This window comes from Nitrospirillum bahiense, assembly GCF_007828025.1.
GTDB lineage: Bacteria > Pseudomonadota > Alphaproteobacteria > Azospirillales > Azospirillaceae > Nitrospirillum > Nitrospirillum amazonense.
The window spans coordinates 151,947-171,648 of the sequence record NZ_VITO01000012.1 but is presented as its reverse complement, the minus strand read 5'-3'; the positions used below and the strand labels follow the sequence as shown (position 1 = coordinate 171,648).

The following is a 19,702-nucleotide window of genomic DNA, read 5'->3' as shown; positions in this document are numbered from 1 at the left end:
ACATCCTTGTCCACGCAGGACGCCGCATGGACGACCCGCACGCCATCTTGTGATTTTGGGGTTGGTTGATTGCCCCAGGTCATTGGCGGATGCCCTGATAAGGGGTAGACGCGGGGTATGGTCAGGGATGCGGGACCGGATTTGCGCAAAGCCAGGCCGCCAGAAAGGCGCGGCCGCAGGAGAGGAAAGAAGGACTAACAACCATGAAGAAAGTCATCATCGCGTTGATGGCGTCCAGCGTCCTGTTGAGCGCGTGCGACACCACCGGGGGCAAGAACCAGACGGTGGGCATGCTGGGCGGCGCGGCCGCCGGCGGCCTGATCGGTTCCCAGTTCGGCCACGGCGGCGGCAAGCTGGCCTTGACCGGCCTGGGCGTCCTGCTGGGCGGTCTGGCGGGCAGCTCCATCGGCAAGCGCATGGACGATGCCGACCGTGCCGCCATGGAACGCAACACGCAGATGGCCTACAGCGCCCCCGTGGGCCAACCCATCGTGTGGAACAACCCCAACAACGACCACCAGGTCATTGTGACGCCGGTGCGCGACGGCACCCGCGGCGACGGCGCCTATTGCCGCGAATTCCAGCAGACCATCGTGGTCGGCGGGGAGAAGCAGCAGGGCTACGGCACCGCCTGCCGCCAGCCGGACGGCAGCTGGAAGATCGTCAGCGAGAACTGATCCCGCCGCCCCGTGCGGGCCTTGATGCGAACCCCTGGCCGCGATCGCGCGGCCAGGGGTTTATGCATGGGCCGCCCCGATCCCCAAAATAGCCGGTCCCCGCATGCTTGAAGCCGCGCGCGCGTTGCGCATATTGTGGGGGCAGACCGGCAATAGATAGTGCGACCATGCGCGATCCCTACCAAATCCTTGGCGTCGGCCGCAGCGCCAGCGCTGAGGACATCAAGCAGGCGTATCGCCGCCTCGCCAAGCAGTACCACCCCGACCTGAACCCGGGCCGGGCCGATATCGAGCTGAAGTTCAAGGAAGCCAACGGCGCCTACAGCCTGTTGTCCGACCCGGACAAGCGCGCCCGCTATGACCGGGGCGAGATCGACGCCAGCGGCGCCGAACGGCCGGACCGATCCTTCCGGCGCGCCTATGCCGGCGCCGGGCGCTCAGGCGACTTCGATTACGAAGACGATCCCTTCGCCGATATCTTCGGCGCCGCCCGCAAGCGCGGCGGCAGCGGCGTGAAGGCGCGCGGCAGCGACGTGGCCTATTCCGTCACCGTGCCGTTCACCGAGGCCTGCCTGGGCGCCAAGCGGCGCCTGAGCCTGTCCACGGGCAAGAGCATCGACATCAACATCCCCCCCGGCACGCAGGACCAGCAGAAGCTGCGCCTGAAGGGCCAGGGGCTGGCGGGACTGGGCGGCGCCGGGGCCGGCGACGCCATCGTCGAGGTGCACGTCACGCCCCACCCCTACTTCGTGCGGCGGGAGGACGACATCCACCTGGATGTCCCCATCACCCTGCAGGAAGCGCTGCTGGGCGCCACCATCAAGGTGCCGACCCTGGATGGCGCTGTGCAAGTGAAGGTGCCCAAGCCCGCCAACTCAGGCACCACCCTGCGCCTGAAGGGCAAGGGTGTCGCCAATCCCGAGCGCGGCACCCAGGGCGACCAGTATGTGAAGCTGACCGTGGTCCTGCCCGACCGGCCGGACGCCGAGCTGCAGGCCTTCATCGAGAAGTGGGGCAAGACCCATGAGTATGACGTGCGCCGCAAGGCCGGCCTGATCTGAGGCCGGCGCCTGGGGGAACAGCGAAAAGGGCGGAGCCTCGCGGCGCCCGCCCTTTTCATGTCACCTCAGCGATCCACCATGGCCATGGCACGCTCGACATAACGGGGGCCGGCCACCTGGTAGGTCTCCAGCGCCGCGTCCAGGCGCGCCACATCTTCCGCCGACAATTTCAATGCGTCGGCCGCCAGGTTCTCTTCCAGGTACTTGCGGCGCTTGGTGCCGGGAATGGGCACGATGTCCGGCCGCTTCTGCAGCAGCCAGGCCAGCGCCACCTGCCCCGCCGTGGCGCCATAACCCTGGGCGACGTCGCGCACGAATTCCGCCAGGCGCATGTTGGCGTCAAAATTGTCGCCCTGCAGCCGGGGATCGTTCTTGGAGCGGTAGTCGTTCTCCGGATACTCCTCCGCCCGCTTGGCGATGCCGGTGAGGAAGCCGCGCCCCAGGGGGCTGAACGGCACCATGCCGATGCCCAGCTCGGTCAGCAGGGGCAGCACGTCCTGCTCCAGGTTCCGTTCCCACAGGGAGTATTCGCTTTGCAGGGCCGTGACCGGCTGCACCGCGTGCGCCCGGCGGATGGTGTCGCACCCGGCCTCCGACAGGCCGAAATACAGCACCTTGCCCTCCTGGATCAGGTCCCGGACCGTGCCGGCCACGTCCTCGATGGGCGTGTTGGGGTCGACGCGGTGCTGGTACAGCAGGTCGATACGGTCGGTGCGCAAGCGCTTCAGCGACGCCTCGACGACCTCGCGGATATGCTCCGGCCGGCTGTCGGTGCCGCTCAGCGGGCCTTTGCCTTCGCCGATGACGAAGCCGAACTTGGTGGCGATCTGCACCTGGTCACGCCGGCCTTCCAGCGCGCGGCCCAGCAGTTCCTCATTAGTGTAGGGGCCGTAGACCTCGGCCGTGTCCAGGAAGGTGCAGCCCAGCTCGATGGCGCGGTGCAGGGTGGCGATGGATTCGGCATCGTCCGGGCTGCCGTAGGCGTGGGTCATGCCCATGCATCCCAGGCCCAGCGATGAAACCTCCAGGCCCTGCCGGCCCAGTTTGCGTCGTGTCAGCATGTCCAACTCCCGTTTGTCTTTTTGTCAGGCCGCCGGTCACCGGCCGGCGTTGCCGCGGAACAGATCCAGCGTGCGCTTGCGGGCCAGCTGCGCGTCCTCGAGGTTCGAGTCCGGCCGGCCGTCGTTGTTGAAGCCATGGCCGGAGTTCTCATAGATGTAGACCGGCACGTCCGGGTGCGCCTTCTGAAGGGTCTCAGCCACCTGGTCGGCCGGGATGTGCTGATCCTTGCGGCCGAAGTGGCAGATGGCCGGGCAGAGCGGTGTCAGGTCCACCAAGCCGGCCACGCCGCCGCCGTAATAGCTGGACACCGCCGCCAGGCCCTGGACCGTGGCGGCCGCGCGCCAGGCGACGGTGCCGCCGTAGCAATAGCCCACCAGGAAGACGGGGCCCTTGTCCTTCAGCGCATCGACGCAGGCCTGGACGTCGGCCACTGGATTTTCGGCGCCATTGGCCTGGGCGTATTGGCGACCGACCGCGAAGCCATGCTCGTCATGCCCGGCGACGAAACCCTTCTCCTGGCGGTCGAACATGGAGGGGGCGATGACTTCGAAGCCCAGGGCGGCCCAGCGGGCCACATCCTCGGCCACATAAGAATCCAGGCCGAAAATCTCCTGGATGACAATGACGCCGCCCTGGCGCTCGCCCTCCGGCTCGGCATGCAGGGCGGTGAACTCGAACCCGTCGATGGCGGAGCGCAACGTGATGGTCGTGGCCATGTCGGCCTCCTGTCTGGTGGAAAGACGTATAGGGACTTAGCGTCCCGGGGGCTGGGCCGCCACCCGCATGCGCTCTTCCGCCGCGAGTTGGGCCACCCCGGGTTGGGCAGTCCCCGGCTGGGTCGTCGCCGGCGGCGCGGCGGGCGTGGCATCGGGGGCCAGCAGGTCGGCCAGGGGTGTTTCCATCGCAGCGCCAGCATCGTGCCGCACCTGCTCGAAAATGCCGTGCACCTTGCGCTGCCAGGGGGCCTGCAGATGGCCCACGGACAGGAGGTCACCCCACATGCCGAAGTCCAGCGCCAGGTACAGGTCGCTGAGGGTGGCGTCGTGCAGGTCGCGGGTGGCGACCCAGGCGCCGTCGGCGGTGCGGATGGTCCAGTTGGCGGCGCACAGCTGTTCCAGCATGCCGTCAACCGCCACCGCGCCCACCGGCACCCGGGCGATGACGTCGGCGCGCTTCAGGGCGTGACCGTCGCGGGCGGCCAGCATCAGTTCCCGCAGGATGGCCAGGGCCACCACCAAGCGCTGGGCCGGGGACAGGCCGGCGGGCCCCATCTCGGTGATGCGGCCTGAGCGCCACTCCGGCAGGGCCGCCGTCACCTCCGCCCCGAACAGGATCAGGCACCACACCAGGTACAGCCACAGCAGCACCGTGGGCAGCACCGACAGGGCACCGTAGATGGTGGTGTAGGTGTGGACCTGGCCGATGTAGAGGGCGAAGCCGACCTTCGCCACCTCCATGGCGACGCCGGCCACCACGCCACCCACCATGGCGTCCTGCCATCGCACCGGCCGGGTGGGGATGGCCAGGTAGGTGAGGCCGAAGAAGGCCGTCTCCAGCAGACCGGGCAGCACGCGGCGCACCAGTTCCACCACCACCGATCCCTCCGCACCCAGGTAAGAGACGGCAACGGAGGACAGCGACAAACTGACGCCCAGCAGCAGGGGCGCCATGGTCAGCACCGCCCAGAAGGACAGCAACCGCACCAGCACCGAATGCCGCTCGCGGCTGCGCCAGATGGCGTTGTATGCCCCCTCGATGGAGAAGAAGAGCAGGATGGAGGTGACCGCCAGGCCCAGCACGCCCACCCCCGTCATGGTGCCGGCGTTGCTGACGAATTCATGCAGGCGGTCGTTCAGGTTCTCCCCCACCTGGGGCACCAGGTTCTCCAGCAGCAGCATCTCCGCCTCGGCCCGCAGCGTCTGGAAGGCGGGGAAGGCCTGGAAAATGGCGAAGCCCACGGTGAACAGCGGCACCACCGCCAAGAGGCTGGTGTAGGTGAGCGAGCCCACCGCCTGCAGGCAGTTGTCGCGATAGAAGCGGCGGACGGCGTAGCTGGTGACCCCGACGAAGGCCAGGATGAAGTGCTGCACCGAATACGGCAATCGGTCGGTCAGCCGGGTCCAGGCCGTGGATTGGGTTCGCATTTCAGTCATGGGACGCCGCCCCCACCCAGGCTTCGAAGCGTAAAACTGCCAAGGGAAGACCTTTCGCGCGTGTATTCTAGGTGTGCGCAGATATAGGGCGCCCAGCCTTTGACCGCAAAACCGCTTCGTGTAGGATGCGCGCCTAATTTTCCGGAGAGAGACGGATGACCATTTCGACGGCAACCCCCGCCCCCGGGCCCACCACTGGGACCCTGATGGCCGGCAAGCGCGGCCTGATCATGGGCGTTGCCAATGACCGGTCCATCGCCTGGGGCATCGCCAAGGCGGTCGCCGCCCAGGGGGCCGAGCTGGCCTTCACCTATATGGGCGACGCGCTGGCCAAGCGCGTGAAGCCCCTGGCCGAACAGCTGGGCGTGCCCCACGTCCTGCCCTGCGACGTCACCGACGAAGCCAGCATGGACGCGGTGTTCGCGACCCTGAAGGAACAGTGGGGAACCCTGGATTTCGTGGTGCATGCGATCGGCTTTTCCGACAAGAACGAGCTGGACGGCCTGTACCTGAACACCTCCCGGTCTAACTTCGCATTGACCATGGATGTTTCCTGCTACTCGTTCACCGCCATCGCCCAGCGGGCGGTGCCGATGATGACCAACGGCGGCAGCCTGCTGACCCTCAGCTATTATGGCGCCGAACGGGTGATGCCGCATTACAATGTGATGGGTGTCGCCAAGGCGGCGCTGGAGGCCAGCGTGCGCTACCTGGCGGCGGACCTGGGGCCCCAGAACATCCGCGTCAACGCCATCTCTGCCGGCCCCATCAAGACCCTGGCGGCCAGCGGCATCGGCGACTTCCGCGCCATCCTGAAGTGGAACGAGCTGAACGCGCCCCTGAAGCGCAACGTCACCATCGGTGAGGTCGGCAACTCCGCCCTTTACCTGCTGAGCGACCTGGGCAGCGGCGTCACCGGCGAAGTCCATCATGTCGACAGCGGCTACCACACCGTGGGCATGCTGGCGGTGGACAGCGCCGCGGAGACCTCGGCCCTGCTGCAGAGCCTGGTCAAGTCGGAAGGGTAAGCGGTCATGGCCGGTAACGGCATCGGAACGCAGTTCCGCTTCACCACCTTCGGCGAAAGCCATGGGGTGGCGCTGGGCTGCGTGGTGGACGGCGTCCCGCCCCTGATGGACCTGGACGAAGCCTGGATCCAGGGCTTCCTGGACCGGCGCAAGCCGGGGCAGTCGCGCTTCACCACCCAGCGGCGCGAGCCGGACACGGTGCGCATCCTGTCGGGCGTGTTCGAGGGCAAGACCACGGGCACGCCCATCTGCCTGATGATCGAGAACGAGGACCAGCGGTCCAAGGACTACGGCGACATCAAGGACAAGTTCCGGCCGGGCCACGCCGACTACACCTATTGGGAGCGCTATGGCATCCGCGACTATCGCGGCGGCGGGCGCTCCTCCGCGCGCGAGACGGCGGCCCGCGTGGCGGCCGGCGCCGTCGCCCGCCGGGTGCTGGAGGCGGTGCCGGGTGGCGTGACCATCCGCGGCGCCCTGGTGCAGGTGGGCCCGCATAAGGTGGACCGCACGCGCTGGGACTGGGATCAGGTGGACCAGAACCCCCTGTTCTGCCCCGATGCCGGGACGGCGGAGGAATGGGCCGCCTACCTGGACGGCATCCGCAAGAACGGTTCGTCCGTGGGCGCGGTGGTCGAGGTGGTGGCGTCCGGTGTGCCGGCTGGCCTGGGTGAGCCCATCTACGACAAGCTGGACAGCGACCTGGCCCGCGCCATGATGACCATCAACGCGGTCAAGGGCGTGGAAATCGGCGCCGGCTTCGCCGCAGCCGAGCTGACGGGCGAGGAGAACGCCGACGAGATGCGGGCGGGCCCGGACGGCAAGCCGGCCTTCCTGTCCAATAACGCCGGCGGCATCCTGGGCGGCCTGTCCACAGGCCAGGACGTGGTCGTCCGCTTCGCCGTGAAGCCCACCAGCAGCATCCTCACGCCCCGTCGCACGCTGGATGTGCACGGGAACGAGACGGACATCCTGACCAAGGGCCGCCACGACCCCTGCGTCGGCATCCGCGCGGTGCCGGTGGGCGAGGCCATGATGGCCTGCGTGCTGGCCGACCATTGGCTGCGCTTCAGGGCTTATAAGTAGCTCCCCCAGGCGCCGGGCGACGACGCTCGCCGCCTGGCTTCGCAAGAACAGCAACGGCCCCGCCTGGACGACAGGCGGGGCCGTTCTGTTTGGGGGCTGGACCCTTGCGGGCTTATTTGCCGGCGATGGTGATGGTCAGGGTGTCGCTGTAGCTGCCGGCGATGGCCTGGGCGTTGGCGGGCACCGTCACGGCGACGGTGGCGGTCTTGCCGAACTGGGCGTTGGAGCGGGTGACGTTCACGGTGCCGGTGCCGGACTGGCCGTCATAGATGGTGGTGTAGCTGACCGGCGGCACGGTGGGGCTGGTGCCGCGCAGGCTGCCGCCGTTGGCGGAGGCGACGGTGATGGTGTAGCCGGCACCGTCGTTGCAGGTCTCGACCACGCTGCCGACCGTGACGTTGTTGGAACCGGCCAGGATGTTCAGCTGGGTCTGGGCATCGGTCACCGCCACGGTGCAGGTCTGGGCCACGGTGCCGCTCAGCTTGATGCTGCCCGAGGTGTCGGCCAGGGCCGGGGCGGCGAACAGAACGGCGGCGATGGCGGCAACGGCGGCGAAGCGGATCATGACGGAAGTTCCTATCGGTTCGGCTGGGCTTGTTGCCCGTTTGCTTGATGCTTCCGTTATAAGCAATTCGAGTGCCAAGTTTGCCGGATGTCCAGGCCGGTTCGTTAACACATTGATATTATTTAGATATATAGGATTAATCCCGATGCGCCCCTTGACCCCAATCGAAGCGTCATTGCGATCTGCAATGCCCCATCTTTCAAATGTTCAGCGGAATCAATGCATTAGAATTTGCAATCCGCCAGCATGTGAATACGAAAAAGGGCGCCCCGGCGTGGGGCGCCCTCTTCCGAACCCGTGGTGACCGTCGCTGGCGGCTTACTTGCCGGCGATGGTGATGGTCAGGGTGTCGGCGTAGCTGCCGGCGATGGCCTGGGCGTTGGCCGGAACCGTCACGGAGACGTTGGAGGTCTTGTTGAACTGGGCGCTGGAGCGGGTGACGGCGAAGCTCTGGCCCGAACCGTTGGTGCCGTCGTAGGTGGTGGTGTAGCTGATGGCCTGGGCGCCGGTGGCGGACGACTTCAGCGTGCCGTTGTTGGAAGAGGCGACGGTAATGGTGTAGCCGGCGCCGTCATTGCAGTTCTCGACCACGCTGCCGACGGCGACGTTGCTGGAGCCGGACAGGATGTTCAGGGTGGCACCGGCATCGGTGACGGCCACGGTGCAGGTCTGGGCGACGGAGCTGTTCAGCTGGATGGTGCCCGACGCGCCGGCGGCGGCGAAGGCGGGGGCGGCGGCGAACAGGGCCCCAGAAAACAGGACAGTGGCAGCGGCGGCGGCGGCGATGCGGATCATGATGGGGTTCCTATCGGTTCGGTGGGGGGCTTCAGCGGCCCCGATTGGTTCATGCCTGGTTATAAGCACCCACCGTGCCAAGGCTGGGCCCGAACTTCCCGCCGATCACGACGATCCAATAATTCCAGTATCTTAAGGAGAATTATCACTTGCACCGGCACCTAGCCCATTGTTGTAAGCCTTGCGAGGTACGCCTTATTGATGCATCCCGCATCGCGCCCTTGGGATAGGGTCGCTCGCAATCATTGCATCATACTATGCAAAATGCGTCATGTGAGCCGTACGGCGGCGGCGGCCATGGCTCCGGGCCGACCATCGCCCACCACCTGGCCATCCAGCGCCACCACCGGCCGCACCATGAGGCTGGAGGTGAAGAACACCTCTGTCGCGCGCCGCAGGTCGGCCGGCGCCAGAGTCCGCTCCTCGCCCCCCAGGGCGGCCAGGACCGCCGCGCGCCGGGTACCCGGCAAGGCGCCCGACGGAAGCGGCGGGGTCACCAGGGCGCCATCCACCATCGCGAACAGCGTGGCGGCGGTGGCGCAGGCCACCTGCCCGGCGGTGTTGAGCAGCACGGCGTCGTCCGCGCCACGGGCCGTCGCCTCATTGCGCGCCAGGATTTGGTCCAGGTAGTTCAGGCATTTGACGCGGCTGAGGGGCGAATGCTCATTGCGGCGGGTGACGGTGGCGGTCACCACCCGTGCGGGCGGCAGCGGGGTGCCGCCGGGCGCGGCCGTGACCAGCAGGGTGGGCACCGGAACGGCCGGACGGGGCAAGCCGCGGGCGCCCGGCCCGGCGCTGACCGTCAACCGCAGCGAGCCGTCCTTGAGGTCGTTGGCGACGGCCGTGTCGGCCAGGGCGGCCGCCAGTGTGGCCAGCGGCGGCAGGGGCAGGCCCAGCACGGTCGCCCCCCGGGCCAGGCGGGCAAGGTGGGCATCCAGCCGCACCACGGCCCCGTCCCGCCAGCACACCGTTTCAAACAACCCATCACCCAGCAGGAAGCCCCGATCGGCCACGCCGATGCCGGCGGACGCAGCCGGCAGCAGGGCACCATTCAGCCAGACCAGGCCGGTCATGCCGCCTCGCTCCCCGGTTCCGGCCCAGCCATCGCCCCAGGCGGCGGCCAAGCCATGGCCGGGTCCAGCGCCGTCAGCAGGGCGCGTGCCTTGACCAGGCTCTCTTCATATTCCGCCGCCGGATCGCTGTCGGCAACGATGCCGCCGCCGGCCTGCACCACCACCTGCCCCGCCGCCATGGCCAGGGTGCGAATGATGATGCTGCTATCCATGGCGCCGTCCCAGCCCAGCCACAGGACGGAGCCGCAATAGGGCCCGCGCCGAGCCGGCTCCAGCTCGTGGATGATCTCCATGGCGCGAATCTTGGGCGCGCCGGTGATGGAGCCGCCAGGGAAGGTGGCGCGCAGCAGGTCGACGGCGCCGACGCCGGGCGCCAGCCGCGCCGTCACGACGCTGACCAGGTGATGCACGGTGCGGTAGCTTTCCAGCCCGCACAGCGTGGGCACGGTGACGGAGCCGACCACGGCCACGCGCGACAGGTCGTTGCGCATCAAATCGACGATCATCAGGTTTTCCGCCCGGTCCTTGGCCGAGGCCAGCAGCTCCACCGCCAGGGCGGCGTCCCGTGCGGGATCGGCGTCGCGCGGCCGCGTGCCCTTGATGGGCCGCGTCTCCACCCACCCCTCCGCATCCACCGCTAGGAAGCGTTCAGGTGACACGGACACCACGGCGCGGGCGTCCCCCCCTTTTGGGCCCAGATCGAGCAGCGCGGAGAAAGGGGCCGCCGCACGGGTGCGGAGACGGACGTAAAGGTCCAACGGCGTTACCCCCGGCGCCAGCGTCCCCAGAAAACGCTGGGTGATGTTGGCCTGGTAGATGTCGCCGGCGGCGATGTAGTCCACCGTGCGGGCCACGGCGGCCTCGTGATCCGCCCGGCTCCAGCCCGCGCGCCAGCCGGGGGTGGCCAACCAGGGCCCTTCCCTCGCCGGCACCGCCGGGCCCACGGCCGCCAACAGCTCCCGCCACTCCTCCGCGTCGGCGCGGCGGGCGGAGAAGATCCAGGCGCGGCCGGCGGCGTGGTCGATGGCGACGACGCGGTCGTATATGCCCACCGCCATGTCCGGCAAGGCGATGCCCTCTGCCCGCGGTGTGGGCAACGCCTCCAGCTGTCCGCCCAGCTCATAACCCAGGAAGCCCACCGCCCCGCCCCGGAAGGGCGGCAACTCACCGGCCGGCGCGGCGCCCAGCCGGTTACGGCCGGCCCGCAGCAGGGCGTCCAGCGTGCCCAGGGCGTCGCCCTCGACCGGCCGACCATCCACGGTGACGAGGCCATCCGCACATTCCACCCAGGTCTGCGGATCGGCACCGACATAGCTGTAGCGGGCGCGGGTGGCGTCGGCGGCGCCACCGTCCAGCAGGAAGGGCCGGGGCAGATGGGCCAGCTGGGCATAGACCGACACCGGGTCGGGCGGCGGGATTTCCAGCGCGACGATGCCGTCAGGCGATGCGGGATGGGGGGGCGTCATGAGCGCGGACCTTACCCCTTCCTTCCTCGCTTCGCCAACGCCGGCCTCGGCCGAAAGGCCGAAAGGGTGGGCATAGACATGAAGGCACAGAAGATCAGGGGTCCGCCTAAGCGGCCCTACCGCCCGGCCGCCTTGGCAAGGCTCACGCGCTGTGGTGGTATGGCAGCCGGATTTTACGGCTTCCAGGAACCGCGTTCATGCGTTTCATCGTCCGGTTGTTCGCCCTTATCGGCCTGTTCGGGGTCCTGCTGACGGCGGGATTGATCCTGTTGGCCATCAAGGCGAAGGACAAGCAACCCACCCTGCCCCAGTCCGTGGTGCTGGAGTTCAACTTCGAACGCCCCCTGGCGGAGGCGCCGGGCGAGGACGGCTGGTCCAGCCTGCTCACCAGCCGTCGCGGCAGCGTGCGCGAGGTGATCGACGCGCTGGAACAGGCCGGCCGCGACCCCAAGGTCAAGGGCCTGGTGGCCAAGGTCGGCAACGCCAGCCAGGGCATCGGCACCACGCAGGAACTGCGTGACGCCATCGCCCGCTTCCGCGCCACCGGCCGCTTCGCCTACATCCATGCCGAAAGCTACGGCGACGCCGGCAGCGGCATGACCCCCTACTACCTCGCCAGCGCCTTCGATCAGGTGTGGCTGCAACCGGTGGGCACGGTGGGCATCACCGGCATCGCCGTCACCCAGACCTTCTTCCGGGGCGCCTTGGACAGCATCGGCGTGCAACCGCAGATCTCCAAGCGCGCCGACTACAAGACGGCGGCCGAGATGTTCGCCGAGAAGCAAGCCACCCCCGCCAACCGCGAGATGACGGAAAGCCTGGCCGGCGACATCTATGACCAGATGGTGCTGGGCATCGCCGATGGCCGCCATCTGAACGCCGACGCGGTGAAGGCCGCCATCGACCACGCCCCCCTGCTGGACAGCGAGGCGCTGGCGTCCAAGCTGGTGGACAAGCTGGGCTATTTCGATGAGGTCGAAGCCGCCGCCAAGGAGCGGGCGGGCGGCAAGGCCGCCGGCGCCGACACGGTCGACCTGCTGACCTACGGCAAGATCGCCGGCAGCGCCTACACCCAGGGCCCCACCGTCGCCCTGATCGTGGGCGAGGGCGAGATCGTGCGCGGTGGCAAGGACGGCGGCGCCTTCAATGACGAGCCGTCGTTCGCCGCCAACCGCATCGCCGACGCCTTCGACACCGCCATCGAACAGTCCAACGTCAAGGCCATCCTGTTCCGGGTTAACAGCCCAGGCGGCAGCCCCGTTGGATCGGAGACCGTGCGCCACGCCGTGGACCGGGCCCGCAAGGCCGGCAAGCCGGTCGTCATCTCCATGGGCGACGTGGCGGGGTCCGGCGGCTATTGGGTCGCCATGGATGCCGACCGCATCGTCGCCCTGCCGGCCACCCTGACCGGGTCCATCGGCGTGCTGGGCGGCAAGTTCGTGGCCAAGGGCCTGGCCGACAAGCTGGGCGTGGGCGTGGACCAGGTGACGCGCGGCGCCAACGCCACGATCTGGAGCCCGGCCAGCCCCTATACCGACAGCGAGGCCGCCCGCCAGGACGCCATGCTGGACGCCATCTACGCCCAGTTCACCGAGGGCGTGGCCAAGGGCCGCAAGCTGGACATTGAGAAGGTGCGCGAGCTGGCCAAGGGCCGCGTCTACACCGGCCGCCAGGCCAAGGACCTGGGCCTGGTGGACGCCCTGGGCGGCTACGACATAGCCCTGCAGCAGGTGCGACAGGTGGCGGGCATTCCCGGCAACGCCGACCTGCACATCGTCCAGTTCCCCCGGCCCAAGAGCGGGTACGAGATGGTGCTGGACCTGTTCAACGGCAAGGCGGCGGCGGAGATGGCCAGCGTGGCCCAGGCCCGCGGAGCGGAGAAGGTGCTGGCCGACTATGGCCCCCTGCTGGACATGGTGCAGCCCATGGTCCGCGCCGCCAAGCGGCAGGAACAGGTGCTGATGATGCCGGACCTGAGCGTCAACGGTCCCGCCCGCTGACGATGATGAGAAGCAAACCCCCGGCCTGGACACCTGGGCCGGGGGTCTTCTTTTGAATTCATGCGACTTGGCCTGGCAGGTGCGACAAATCGTCCCTATCTGACAAGCTCACAACGAACAGGCCCATTGATGGACTTCCTTGCCGATCCCGGCGTCTGGCTCGGGCTCTTGACCCTGGTCTCCCTCGAGGTCGTCCTCGGCATCGACAATCTGGTCTTCATCGCCATCGTGGCCGACAAGCTGCCGGCGGAGCAGCGCAACCGCGTGCGCCTGGTGGGCCTGTCGCTGGCGCTGATCATGCGCCTGCTGCTGCTGTTCTCCATCTCCTGGATCGTGACGCTGACCCAGCCGCTGCTCAGCGTGGCCGGGTTCGCCTTGTCGGGACGCGACCTGATCCTGGTGCTGGGCGGCGCCTTCCTGCTGGCCAAGGGCACGATGGAGCTGCATGAGCGGCTGGAGGGGGCTGCGGGGCACAACGCCCCCAAGCCCAGCGCCGCCGCCAATGCCTTCTGGCGGTCGGTGGTGCAGATCGTGCTGCTGGACGCGGTGTTCTCGCTGGACAGCGTCATCACCGCGGTGGGCATGGTGGATGAGCTGCCCATCATGGTGGCGGCCGTCTGCATCGCCATGGGCGTCATGCTGGTGGCGTCCAAGCCGCTGATGGCCTTCATCTCCCGCCACCCCACCGTCATCATCCTGGGCCTGGGCTTCCTGCTGATGATCGGCTTCAGCCTGGTGGCGGAGGGTCTGGGCCTGCACATCCCCAAGGGCTACCTCTACGCCGCCATCGGCTTCTCCATCCTCATCGAAGCCGCCAATCAGATCGGCCGGCGCAAGCAGGCCAAGCCAGAGGCCGCCGGACGCGAGGCGCTGCTGCGGGGCCTGCGTGACACGCCCGATGGAAGGGTGACCATCACGGATGCCCAGGGCCAGGTGCGGGTCACCGCCTCCACGGCCGACGCGCTGGCGCTTCTCGATCCGCACTGAGCACGTCAGCGATGGCGCGTCAGTCGCGCCGGGCGCCGATCAGGAATTCCTTGTTGCCCTCGGGGCCCAGGATGGGGCTGGGGTCCACGCCCAGGACCGTCCAGCCGGGGCGGGCGGACAGCCAGGCGACCACGGCGTCGCAGACCTCCTGGTGCAGTTCGGGTTCCCGCACCACGCCGCCCTTGCCCACGCGGCCCTTGCCCACCTCGAACTGCGGCTTGATCAGGGCCACCAGCCGGCCACCGGGCCGCACCAGGTCGAGGGCCGCCGGCAGCACGGTGGCCAGACCGATGAAGCTGGCGTCGCACACCACCATGCCGATGGGGTCGGGAATCTCATTGCTGGTCAGGTGCCGGGCGTTGGTCTTTTCCATGACCACCACGCGCGGGTCGGTGCGCAGCTTCCACGCCAGCTGGCCGTGGCCTACGTCCACGGCATAGACCTTGGCCGCCCCGCGCGTCAGCAGCACATCGGTGAAGCCGCCGGTGCTGGCGCCCACATCGATGGCGGTGACACCCGTTGGATCGAATCCGAAATGATCCAGGCCATGCACCAGTTTCAGCCCACCCCGCGACACCCAGGGATGGTCCTGGCCCTTCAGGGTCAGGGGCTTGTCGGCAGGGATGGTCTGGCCAGGCTTGTCGATGCGCAAGGTGTCAGCATAAACCAGGCCGGCCAGCACCAGGGCCTGGGCCCGGGCGCGGCTTTCCACCAGGCCGCGTTCCACCAGGGCCTGGTCCACGCGGATTTTCCCCGGCTTCTGGGCCTTCTGAGGGGTCTCGTCCGACATCAGGCGTTGGGCGTCCGCGCCGCCGCCTGGTTTCCCAGCGCCTTGAGCACGGTATCGACGATGCCGTTGGCGTTGAGGCCGGCCTCGTCATACTGCTTGGCCGGGTTGTCGTGTTCCTGATAGCGGTCGGGCAGCACCATGGGACGGAACTTCAGGCCGCTGTCGAACAGCCCTTCCTCCGCCAGGAACTGCATGACCTGCGCGCCGAAGCCGCCCACCGAGCCTTCCTCGATGGTCACCAGCACCTCGTGCTCAACCGCCAGACGGCGCACCAGTTCCCGGTCGATCGGCTTGGCGAAGCGCGCGTCCGCCACCGTCGTCGACAGGCCCCGCGCCGCCAGATCCTCGGCCGCCTTGCACGCCTCGCCCAGGCGCGTGCCCAGGCTCAGGATGGCCACCGTGTTGCCCTCGCGGACAATCCGGCCCTTGCCGATGGGCAGAACCTCGCCCTTCTCCGGCATCTCCACGCCCACGCCCTCGCCACGCGGATAGCGCAGCGCGATGGGGCCGGCGTCATAGGCAACGCTGGTCGCCACCATGTGCACCAGCTCCGCCTCGTCCGCCGCCGCCATCACCACCATGTTGGGCAGGCAGCACAGGTAGGCCAGGTCGAAGGCGCCGGCGTGCGTCGCCCCGTCCGCCCCCACCAGCCCCGCCCGGTCCATGGCGAAGCGCACGGGCAGGTTCTGGATCGACACGTCGTGCACCAGCTGGTCGTACCCGCGCTGCAGGAAGGTCGAGTAGATCGCCACGAAGGGCTTGTACCCCTCCGTCGCCATGCCGGCCGCGAACGTCACCGCGTGCTGCTCCGCGATGCCCACGTCGAAGGTGCGCGTCGGGAAGGCCTGGCCGAACAGGTCCAGCCCCGTGCCCGACGGCATCGCCGCCGTGATCGCCACCACCTTGTCGTCGGCCTTGGCCTCCTTCATCAGGGCGTCGGCGAACACACGGGTGTAGGTCGGCGCGTTCGCCTTGGCCTTGGCCTGGGCGCCCGTCACCACGTCGAACCGGCCCACCGCGTGCAGCTTGTCGGCCGAGGCCTCGGCCGGCGCGTAGCCCTTGCCCTTCTGCGTCACCGCGTGGATCAGCACCGGGCGGCCGTTCGGCTCATCCCGGATGTTCTCCAGGATGGGCACCAGCTGGTCCAGGTCATGACCGTCGATGGGCCCGACGTAGTAGAAGCCCAGCTCCTCGAACAGCGTCCCGCCCATGACCATGCCCCGGGCGTATTCCTCCACCCGCCGCGCCGCGTTCTGCAGCGGACGGGGCAGGTGTTCCGCCACCTGGCGGCCGATGTCCCGCAGGTGGCGGTACTGGCTGCTGCTGACCAGCTTGGCCAGGTAGCCAGACACGGCACCCACCGGCGGCGCGATCGACATGTCGTTGTCGTTCAGGATCACCACCAGGCGCGAGCCCAGGGCCCCGGCGTTGTTCATGGCCTCATACGCCATGCCGGCCGAGATCGACCCGTCGCCGATCACGGCGATGACGTGGTTGTTCCCGCCCGCCAGGTCGCGCGCCACCGCCATGCCCAGCCCGGCCGAGATGGAAGTGGAGCTGTGCGCCGCACCGAACGGGTCGTACTCGCTCTCCGACCGCCGGGTGAAGCCCGACAGCCCGCCGCCCTGGCGCAGGGTGCGGATGCGGTCACGCCGGCCCGTCAGGATCTTGTGCGGGTAGGCCTGGTGCCCCACGTCCCAGATGATGCGGTCCGCCGGCGTGTCGAACACGTAGTGCAGCGCCACCGTCAGTTCCACCACGCCCAGGCCCGCACCCAGGTGCCCGCCCGTCACCGACACCGCGTCGATGGTCTCGGACCGCAGCTCGTCCGCCACCTGCCGCAGCTGCTCAGGGCGCAGCGCGCGCAGGCGCTCAGGCGTCGGACACTGGTCCAACAACGGGGTCTTCGTCGCCATTCATCGGCTCCCAATCAAACTTTTCTTTTAAGACCGCCGATCCACAACGAAGCGCGCCACCGCCTGCAACATCGACGCCCGGCCCTCGAAAATCTCCAGATGCCGCGTGGCCTGGTCGGCCAGCCGGCCGGCCTGGTCGCGGGCCCGTTCCAACCCCAGGATGGACACGAAGGTTGCCTTGCCCGCCGGCTTGTCGCGGCCCACGGACTTGCCGGTCTCAGCCTCCGTCCCTTCCACGTCCAACAGGTCGTCGGCAATCTGGAAGGCCAGGCCCAAATCGTGGGCGTAGGCCTGCAAGGCATGGAACTGCGGCGGCGAGGCCCGGCCCAGGATGGCGCCGGCCGTGGCGGCGAAGGCGATCAGCTCGCCCGTCTTCATCCGTTGCAGCCGGGTGATGGCGCCGATGTCCAAGGGCTGGGTTTCCGCGATCAGGTCCAGCATCTGGCCGCCCACCATGCCGCGCGGGCCGGAGGCCTTGGCCAGGGCGGAGACCAGGGCGCAGCGCACCCGGGGATCCTCATGCGTCTCCGGGTCGGTCATGACCTCGAACGCGGCGGTCAGCAGCGCGTCGCCCGCCAGGATGGCCGTGGCCTCGTCGAACTGGCGGTGCACCGTGGGCCGGCCGCGCCGCAGGCTGGCGTCGTCCATGGCCGGCAGATCGTCGTGGATCAGGGAATAGCAGTGGACGAATTCCACCGCCGCCGCCACGCGCAGGGCGCAGGCCGGACTGACACCGAACAGGCGGGCGCTTTCCATGACCAGGAAGGGCCGCAGCCGCTTGCCCCCGCCCAGGCAGCCATAGCGCATGGCCTCATACAGCTTGGCCTCCGCCATGCTGCTGCGGGGCAGCAGGATGTCGATGGCGGTTTCCACCTGTTCGACGGTGTCCGCCATGGCGGCGGTAAGGGTTTTGGGCAGGCTGGGCATCAGGGCACACTCGGGCGAAAGGGTACGGGCTTAATCGATGCGGGCCGGTTCCGTGCCCACCGTTCCGTCACCGCCCAGGGTGATGCGGTCGACCTTTTCCTGGGCCTCCCGCAGCTTCCCTTCGCAATGGCGCTTCAGCAGGGTGCCGCGCTCATAAAAACCGATGGCGTCGTCCAGCTTGGCCTTGCCGTCCTCCAGCTGGCGCACGATGCGCTCCAGCTCACCCAAGGCGTCCTCGAAACTCATGGCCTTGATATCGGCCGGCAGGGTCAGTTCAGTCATAGGGTGTCCACATCAACGCTTGGAACGGCAAAACGGCAACGGCGCCAGCGGCGCCGTAAATCACAGGCAGGCGACTGTAGGACCGGGCGGCACCCCGCCGCAAGCATCCTGGCCGGGAGGCTGTCCTATCACGGGTGGGGACTTGGCGTCCCGCCTCCTCACACCTCCATCAGCGTGCCCACATGGGCGGCGACGCAGGACGCCAGCGCCGTCGGATCATAGCCCCCTTCCAGCGAGGAGACCAAGCGGCCCCGGCAACGACGGTCGGCGATGGCCGCGATTTCGGCCGTCGCCCAGGCGAAATCATCCTCGACCAAGGCGAGGTCGGCCAGCGGGTCGGCCCGGTGGGCGTCGAAACCGGCGGAAATGAAGATAAGTTCCGGGGCGAAAGCGTCCAGGGCCGGCAACAGCCGCGACGTCATGCCGGCGCGAAATTCCGCGCCGGTGGAACCCGCGCGCAACAGTACGTTCACCACCGTGCCGTAATCCCCCCGGTCGCCCAGGGCCCCGGTGCCGGGATAGAGGGGCCATTCATGGGTGGAGCCATAGAACAGGTCGGGGTCATGTTCCGCCAGGGTCTGGCTGCCGTTGCCGTGGTGCACGTCGAAATCGACGATGGCGACGCGGCGCAGGCCGTGGGCGAAGCGCGCATGCTCCGCCCCGATGCCGACATTGTTGAACAGGCAGAAGCCCATGGACTGCCCCGGCTCCGCATGGTGCCCCGGCGGGCGGATGGCGCAAAAGGCGTTGCGCACCTCGCCCGCCATCACGGCGTCCACGGCGGCGCAGACGGCCCCGGCCGCATGCAGCGCCGCCTCGAACGAGCCGGGGGACAGGACGGTGTCGCCGTCCAGCGACACGATGCCGGTGATGGGGGTCGCGGCCTGCAGGCGGGCCACCAGGTCGGGGGTGTGCACCCGTTCCACCTGGTCCAGCGTGGCGCGCGGCGCCTGCCGGCGGTCCAGGTATTGGAAACGCTCGGCGTCCAGCGCACGCAGCACGGCCGACAGGCGGCCGGGGTTTTCCGGATGGCCCGGCCCCGTCTCATGTTCCAGGCAGGACCAGTGGGTGAACAACGCCGTCGCCATGGTGACCGTTTCCTCGCATGCCCGCTTATTATTAAGCCGGCATCATCACCGATGCGGCCGGCCGGCCGCCAGTGCCTTACCGGCAGCCGTTACCGAAGAATGATCCAGATCAGGCCGGACCAGCCCGGCGTATCGTGAAGGTCAGCACCCCGTCCACCTCATCGGCGGACAGCAGGGCGTGGCCGGCCGACTGGCAGAAGGCGGGCACGTCGCGCCGGGCGGCCTGGTCGGTCGCAAGCAAGGTCAGGATATCCCCCGGCGCCATGGCCATCAGGGCCTTGCGCGCCCGCAGGACCGGCAGGGGGCAGACCAGGCCCTTGGCGTCCAGGCTGCGATCCCCGCTCATCGCGGCGCCTTCACGGCGGCGGCGGCCAGGAACAGCCAGCCCAGGATGAAACTGAAGCCGCCCAGGGGCGCCACGGCCCCCAGCGCGCTGGGCCCCCACCACCCCAGACCATAGAGCGCGCCGCCGAACAGCACGGCCCCCAGCAGGAACAGCCAGCCGGCGACGGCCGCAAAAGATCGGTGGAGCAGATGCCCGCCCAGCGTGGCGGCCACGGCGGCTGCGACATGCATCAGTTGATACTGGCTGGCGGTCTGCCACAGGCCCACGGCATGGGTGTCGCGCACGGCCGCCAGGCCATGGACGGCATAGGCGCCGGCGGCCACCGCCAGCGCGCCGATGACACCCGCGATCGCCACCCGCAGCCGGGCATCCGCAGTGAGCATTCCCCTATCCCCTTCGC

General features: G+C 68.7%; 20 protein-coding genes. 6 read left to right on the top strand and 14 right to left on the bottom strand.

Going from position 1 to position 19,702, the window contains the following annotated elements:
• Nucleotides 1-203 precede the first annotated feature (203 nt).
• Together FBZ88_RS18280 and FBZ88_RS18275 are read left to right on the top strand one after the other, a co-directional pair.
• Complete coding sequence (locus FBZ88_RS18280; RefSeq protein WP_088870945.1) at nucleotides 204-677, top strand: RT0821/Lpp0805 family surface protein; 474 nt, start codon at nucleotides 204-206, stop codon at nucleotides 675-677.
• 167 nt (nucleotides 678-844) lie between these two features.
• The gene (locus FBZ88_RS18275; protein ID WP_145618615.1) at nucleotides 845-1,738 is read left to right on the top strand and encodes a DnaJ C-terminal domain-containing protein; all 894 of its coding nucleotides are present in this window, start codon (nucleotides 845-847) and stop codon (nucleotides 1,736-1,738) included.
• 65 nt (nucleotides 1,739-1,803) lie between these two features.
• Here the strand turns inward: FBZ88_RS18275 and FBZ88_RS18270 are convergent, their stop codons facing one another.
• From FBZ88_RS18270 to FBZ88_RS18260, 3 genes are read right to left on the bottom strand one after another with little or no spacing between them, the layout of a single operon-like run.
• Nucleotides 1,804-2,799: an aldo/keto reductase gene (locus tag FBZ88_RS18270; protein WP_145618614.1), complete on the bottom strand. Its 996-nt coding sequence runs from the start codon at nucleotides 2,797-2,799 to the stop codon at nucleotides 1,804-1,806.
• Between the two features lie 36 nt (nucleotides 2,800-2,835).
• Entirely contained in the window at nucleotides 2,836-3,516 is a 681-nt protein-coding gene (locus FBZ88_RS18265; protein WP_145618613.1) for a dienelactone hydrolase family protein, read from the bottom strand.
• A 36-nt stretch (nucleotides 3,517-3,552) separates the two neighbouring features.
• Complete coding sequence (locus tag FBZ88_RS18260) at nucleotides 3,553-4,953, bottom strand: YihY family inner membrane protein (RefSeq protein WP_145618612.1); 1,401 nt, start codon at nucleotides 4,951-4,953, stop codon at nucleotides 3,553-3,555.
• Between the two features lie 155 nt (nucleotides 4,954-5,108).
• On the opposite strand from FBZ88_RS18260, the gene fabI reads away from it, so the two are divergent.
• Nucleotides 5,109-5,981 (top strand): enoyl-ACP reductase FabI, encoded by an 873-nt coding sequence (gene fabI, locus FBZ88_RS18255; protein WP_211102714.1) that lies wholly within the window; start codon nucleotides 5,109-5,111, stop codon nucleotides 5,979-5,981.
• A 6-nt stretch (nucleotides 5,982-5,987) separates the two neighbouring features.
• The gene (gene aroC / locus FBZ88_RS18250) at nucleotides 5,988-7,067 is read left to right on the top strand and encodes a chorismate synthase (protein ID WP_145618611.1); all 1,080 of its coding nucleotides are present in this window, start codon (nucleotides 5,988-5,990) and stop codon (nucleotides 7,065-7,067) included.
• Nucleotides 7,068-7,179: 112 nt separating this feature from the next.
• Here aroC and FBZ88_RS18245 read toward each other — a convergent pair whose 3' ends face one another.
• From FBZ88_RS18245 to pabB, 4 genes are all read right to left on the bottom strand, one after another.
• On the bottom strand, nucleotides 7,180-7,632 hold the full coding sequence (locus tag FBZ88_RS18245) for a hypothetical protein (RefSeq protein ID WP_145618610.1): 453 nt from the start codon (nucleotides 7,630-7,632) through the stop codon (nucleotides 7,180-7,182).
• Nucleotides 7,633-7,950: 318 nt separating this feature from the next.
• Nucleotides 7,951-8,427: a Csu type fimbrial protein gene (locus FBZ88_RS31380; RefSeq protein WP_145618609.1), complete on the bottom strand. Its 477-nt coding sequence runs from the start codon at nucleotides 8,425-8,427 to the stop codon at nucleotides 7,951-7,953.
• A 269-nt stretch (nucleotides 8,428-8,696) separates the two neighbouring features.
• Nucleotides 8,697-9,500 (bottom strand): aminotransferase class IV, encoded by an 804-nt coding sequence (locus FBZ88_RS18235; protein WP_145618608.1) that lies wholly within the window; start codon nucleotides 9,498-9,500, stop codon nucleotides 8,697-8,699.
• Nucleotides 9,497-10,966 carry an aminodeoxychorismate synthase component I gene (gene pabB, locus FBZ88_RS18230; protein WP_145618607.1) on the bottom strand — a complete coding sequence of 490 codons (1,470 nt, stop codon included), beginning with the start codon at nucleotides 10,964-10,966 and terminating at the stop codon, nucleotides 9,497-9,499. The genes FBZ88_RS18235 and pabB overlap by 4 nt, the downstream gene beginning before the upstream one ends.
• Before the next feature lie 197 nt (nucleotides 10,967-11,163).
• Here pabB and sppA point away from each other — a divergent pair, with 197 nt between their 5' ends.
• Both sppA and FBZ88_RS18220 read left to right on the top strand, forming a co-directional pair.
• Nucleotides 11,164-12,966 (top strand): signal peptide peptidase SppA, encoded by a 1,803-nt coding sequence (gene sppA / locus FBZ88_RS18225; protein ID WP_145618606.1) that lies wholly within the window; start codon nucleotides 11,164-11,166, stop codon nucleotides 12,964-12,966.
• Nucleotides 12,967-13,095: 129 nt separating this feature from the next.
• Nucleotides 13,096-13,953 carry a TerC family protein gene (locus FBZ88_RS18220; RefSeq protein WP_145618605.1) on the top strand — a complete coding sequence of 286 codons (858 nt, stop codon included), beginning with the start codon at nucleotides 13,096-13,098 and terminating at the stop codon, nucleotides 13,951-13,953.
• 19 nt (nucleotides 13,954-13,972) lie between these two features.
• Here the strand turns inward: FBZ88_RS18220 and FBZ88_RS18215 are convergent, their stop codons facing one another.
• From FBZ88_RS18215 to FBZ88_RS30330, 7 genes are all read right to left on the bottom strand, one after another.
• A complete protein-coding gene (locus FBZ88_RS18215) occupies nucleotides 13,973-14,743 on the bottom strand; it encodes a TlyA family RNA methyltransferase (RefSeq protein WP_145618604.1) in 771 nt (256 codons plus the stop codon).
• Nucleotides 14,743-16,659 carry a 1-deoxy-D-xylulose-5-phosphate synthase gene (gene dxs, locus FBZ88_RS18210; RefSeq protein WP_145618603.1) on the bottom strand — a complete coding sequence of 639 codons (1,917 nt, stop codon included), beginning with the start codon at nucleotides 16,657-16,659 and terminating at the stop codon, nucleotides 14,743-14,745. Before dxs ends, FBZ88_RS18215 begins: the two co-directional genes overlap by 1 nt.
• A 27-nt stretch (nucleotides 16,660-16,686) precedes the next feature.
• Nucleotides 16,687-17,586: a polyprenyl synthetase family protein gene (locus FBZ88_RS18205; protein WP_145618602.1), complete on the bottom strand. Its 900-nt coding sequence runs from the start codon at nucleotides 17,584-17,586 to the stop codon at nucleotides 16,687-16,689.
• Nucleotides 17,587-17,616: 30 nt separating this feature from the next.
• Nucleotides 17,617-17,868 (bottom strand): exodeoxyribonuclease VII small subunit, encoded by a 252-nt coding sequence (locus FBZ88_RS18200; RefSeq protein WP_040845047.1) that lies wholly within the window; start codon nucleotides 17,866-17,868, stop codon nucleotides 17,617-17,619.
• A gap of 158 nt (nucleotides 17,869-18,026) precedes the next feature.
• Nucleotides 18,027-18,956, bottom strand: a complete 930-nt coding sequence (locus tag FBZ88_RS18195) for a histone deacetylase family protein (protein ID WP_145618601.1) — start codon at nucleotides 18,954-18,956, stop codon at nucleotides 18,027-18,029.
• Nucleotides 18,957-19,065: 109 nt separating this feature from the next.
• Nucleotides 19,066-19,302, bottom strand: coding sequence for a sulfurtransferase TusA family protein (locus FBZ88_RS18190; RefSeq protein ID WP_145618600.1), 237 nt, complete (start codon nucleotides 19,300-19,302; stop codon nucleotides 19,066-19,068).
• Nucleotides 19,299-19,685, bottom strand: coding sequence for a DUF423 domain-containing protein (locus tag FBZ88_RS30330; RefSeq protein ID WP_186464474.1), 387 nt, complete (start codon nucleotides 19,683-19,685; stop codon nucleotides 19,299-19,301). Before FBZ88_RS30330 ends, FBZ88_RS18190 begins: the two co-directional genes overlap by 4 nt.
• Between the last annotated feature and the right edge of the window lie 17 nt (nucleotides 19,686-19,702).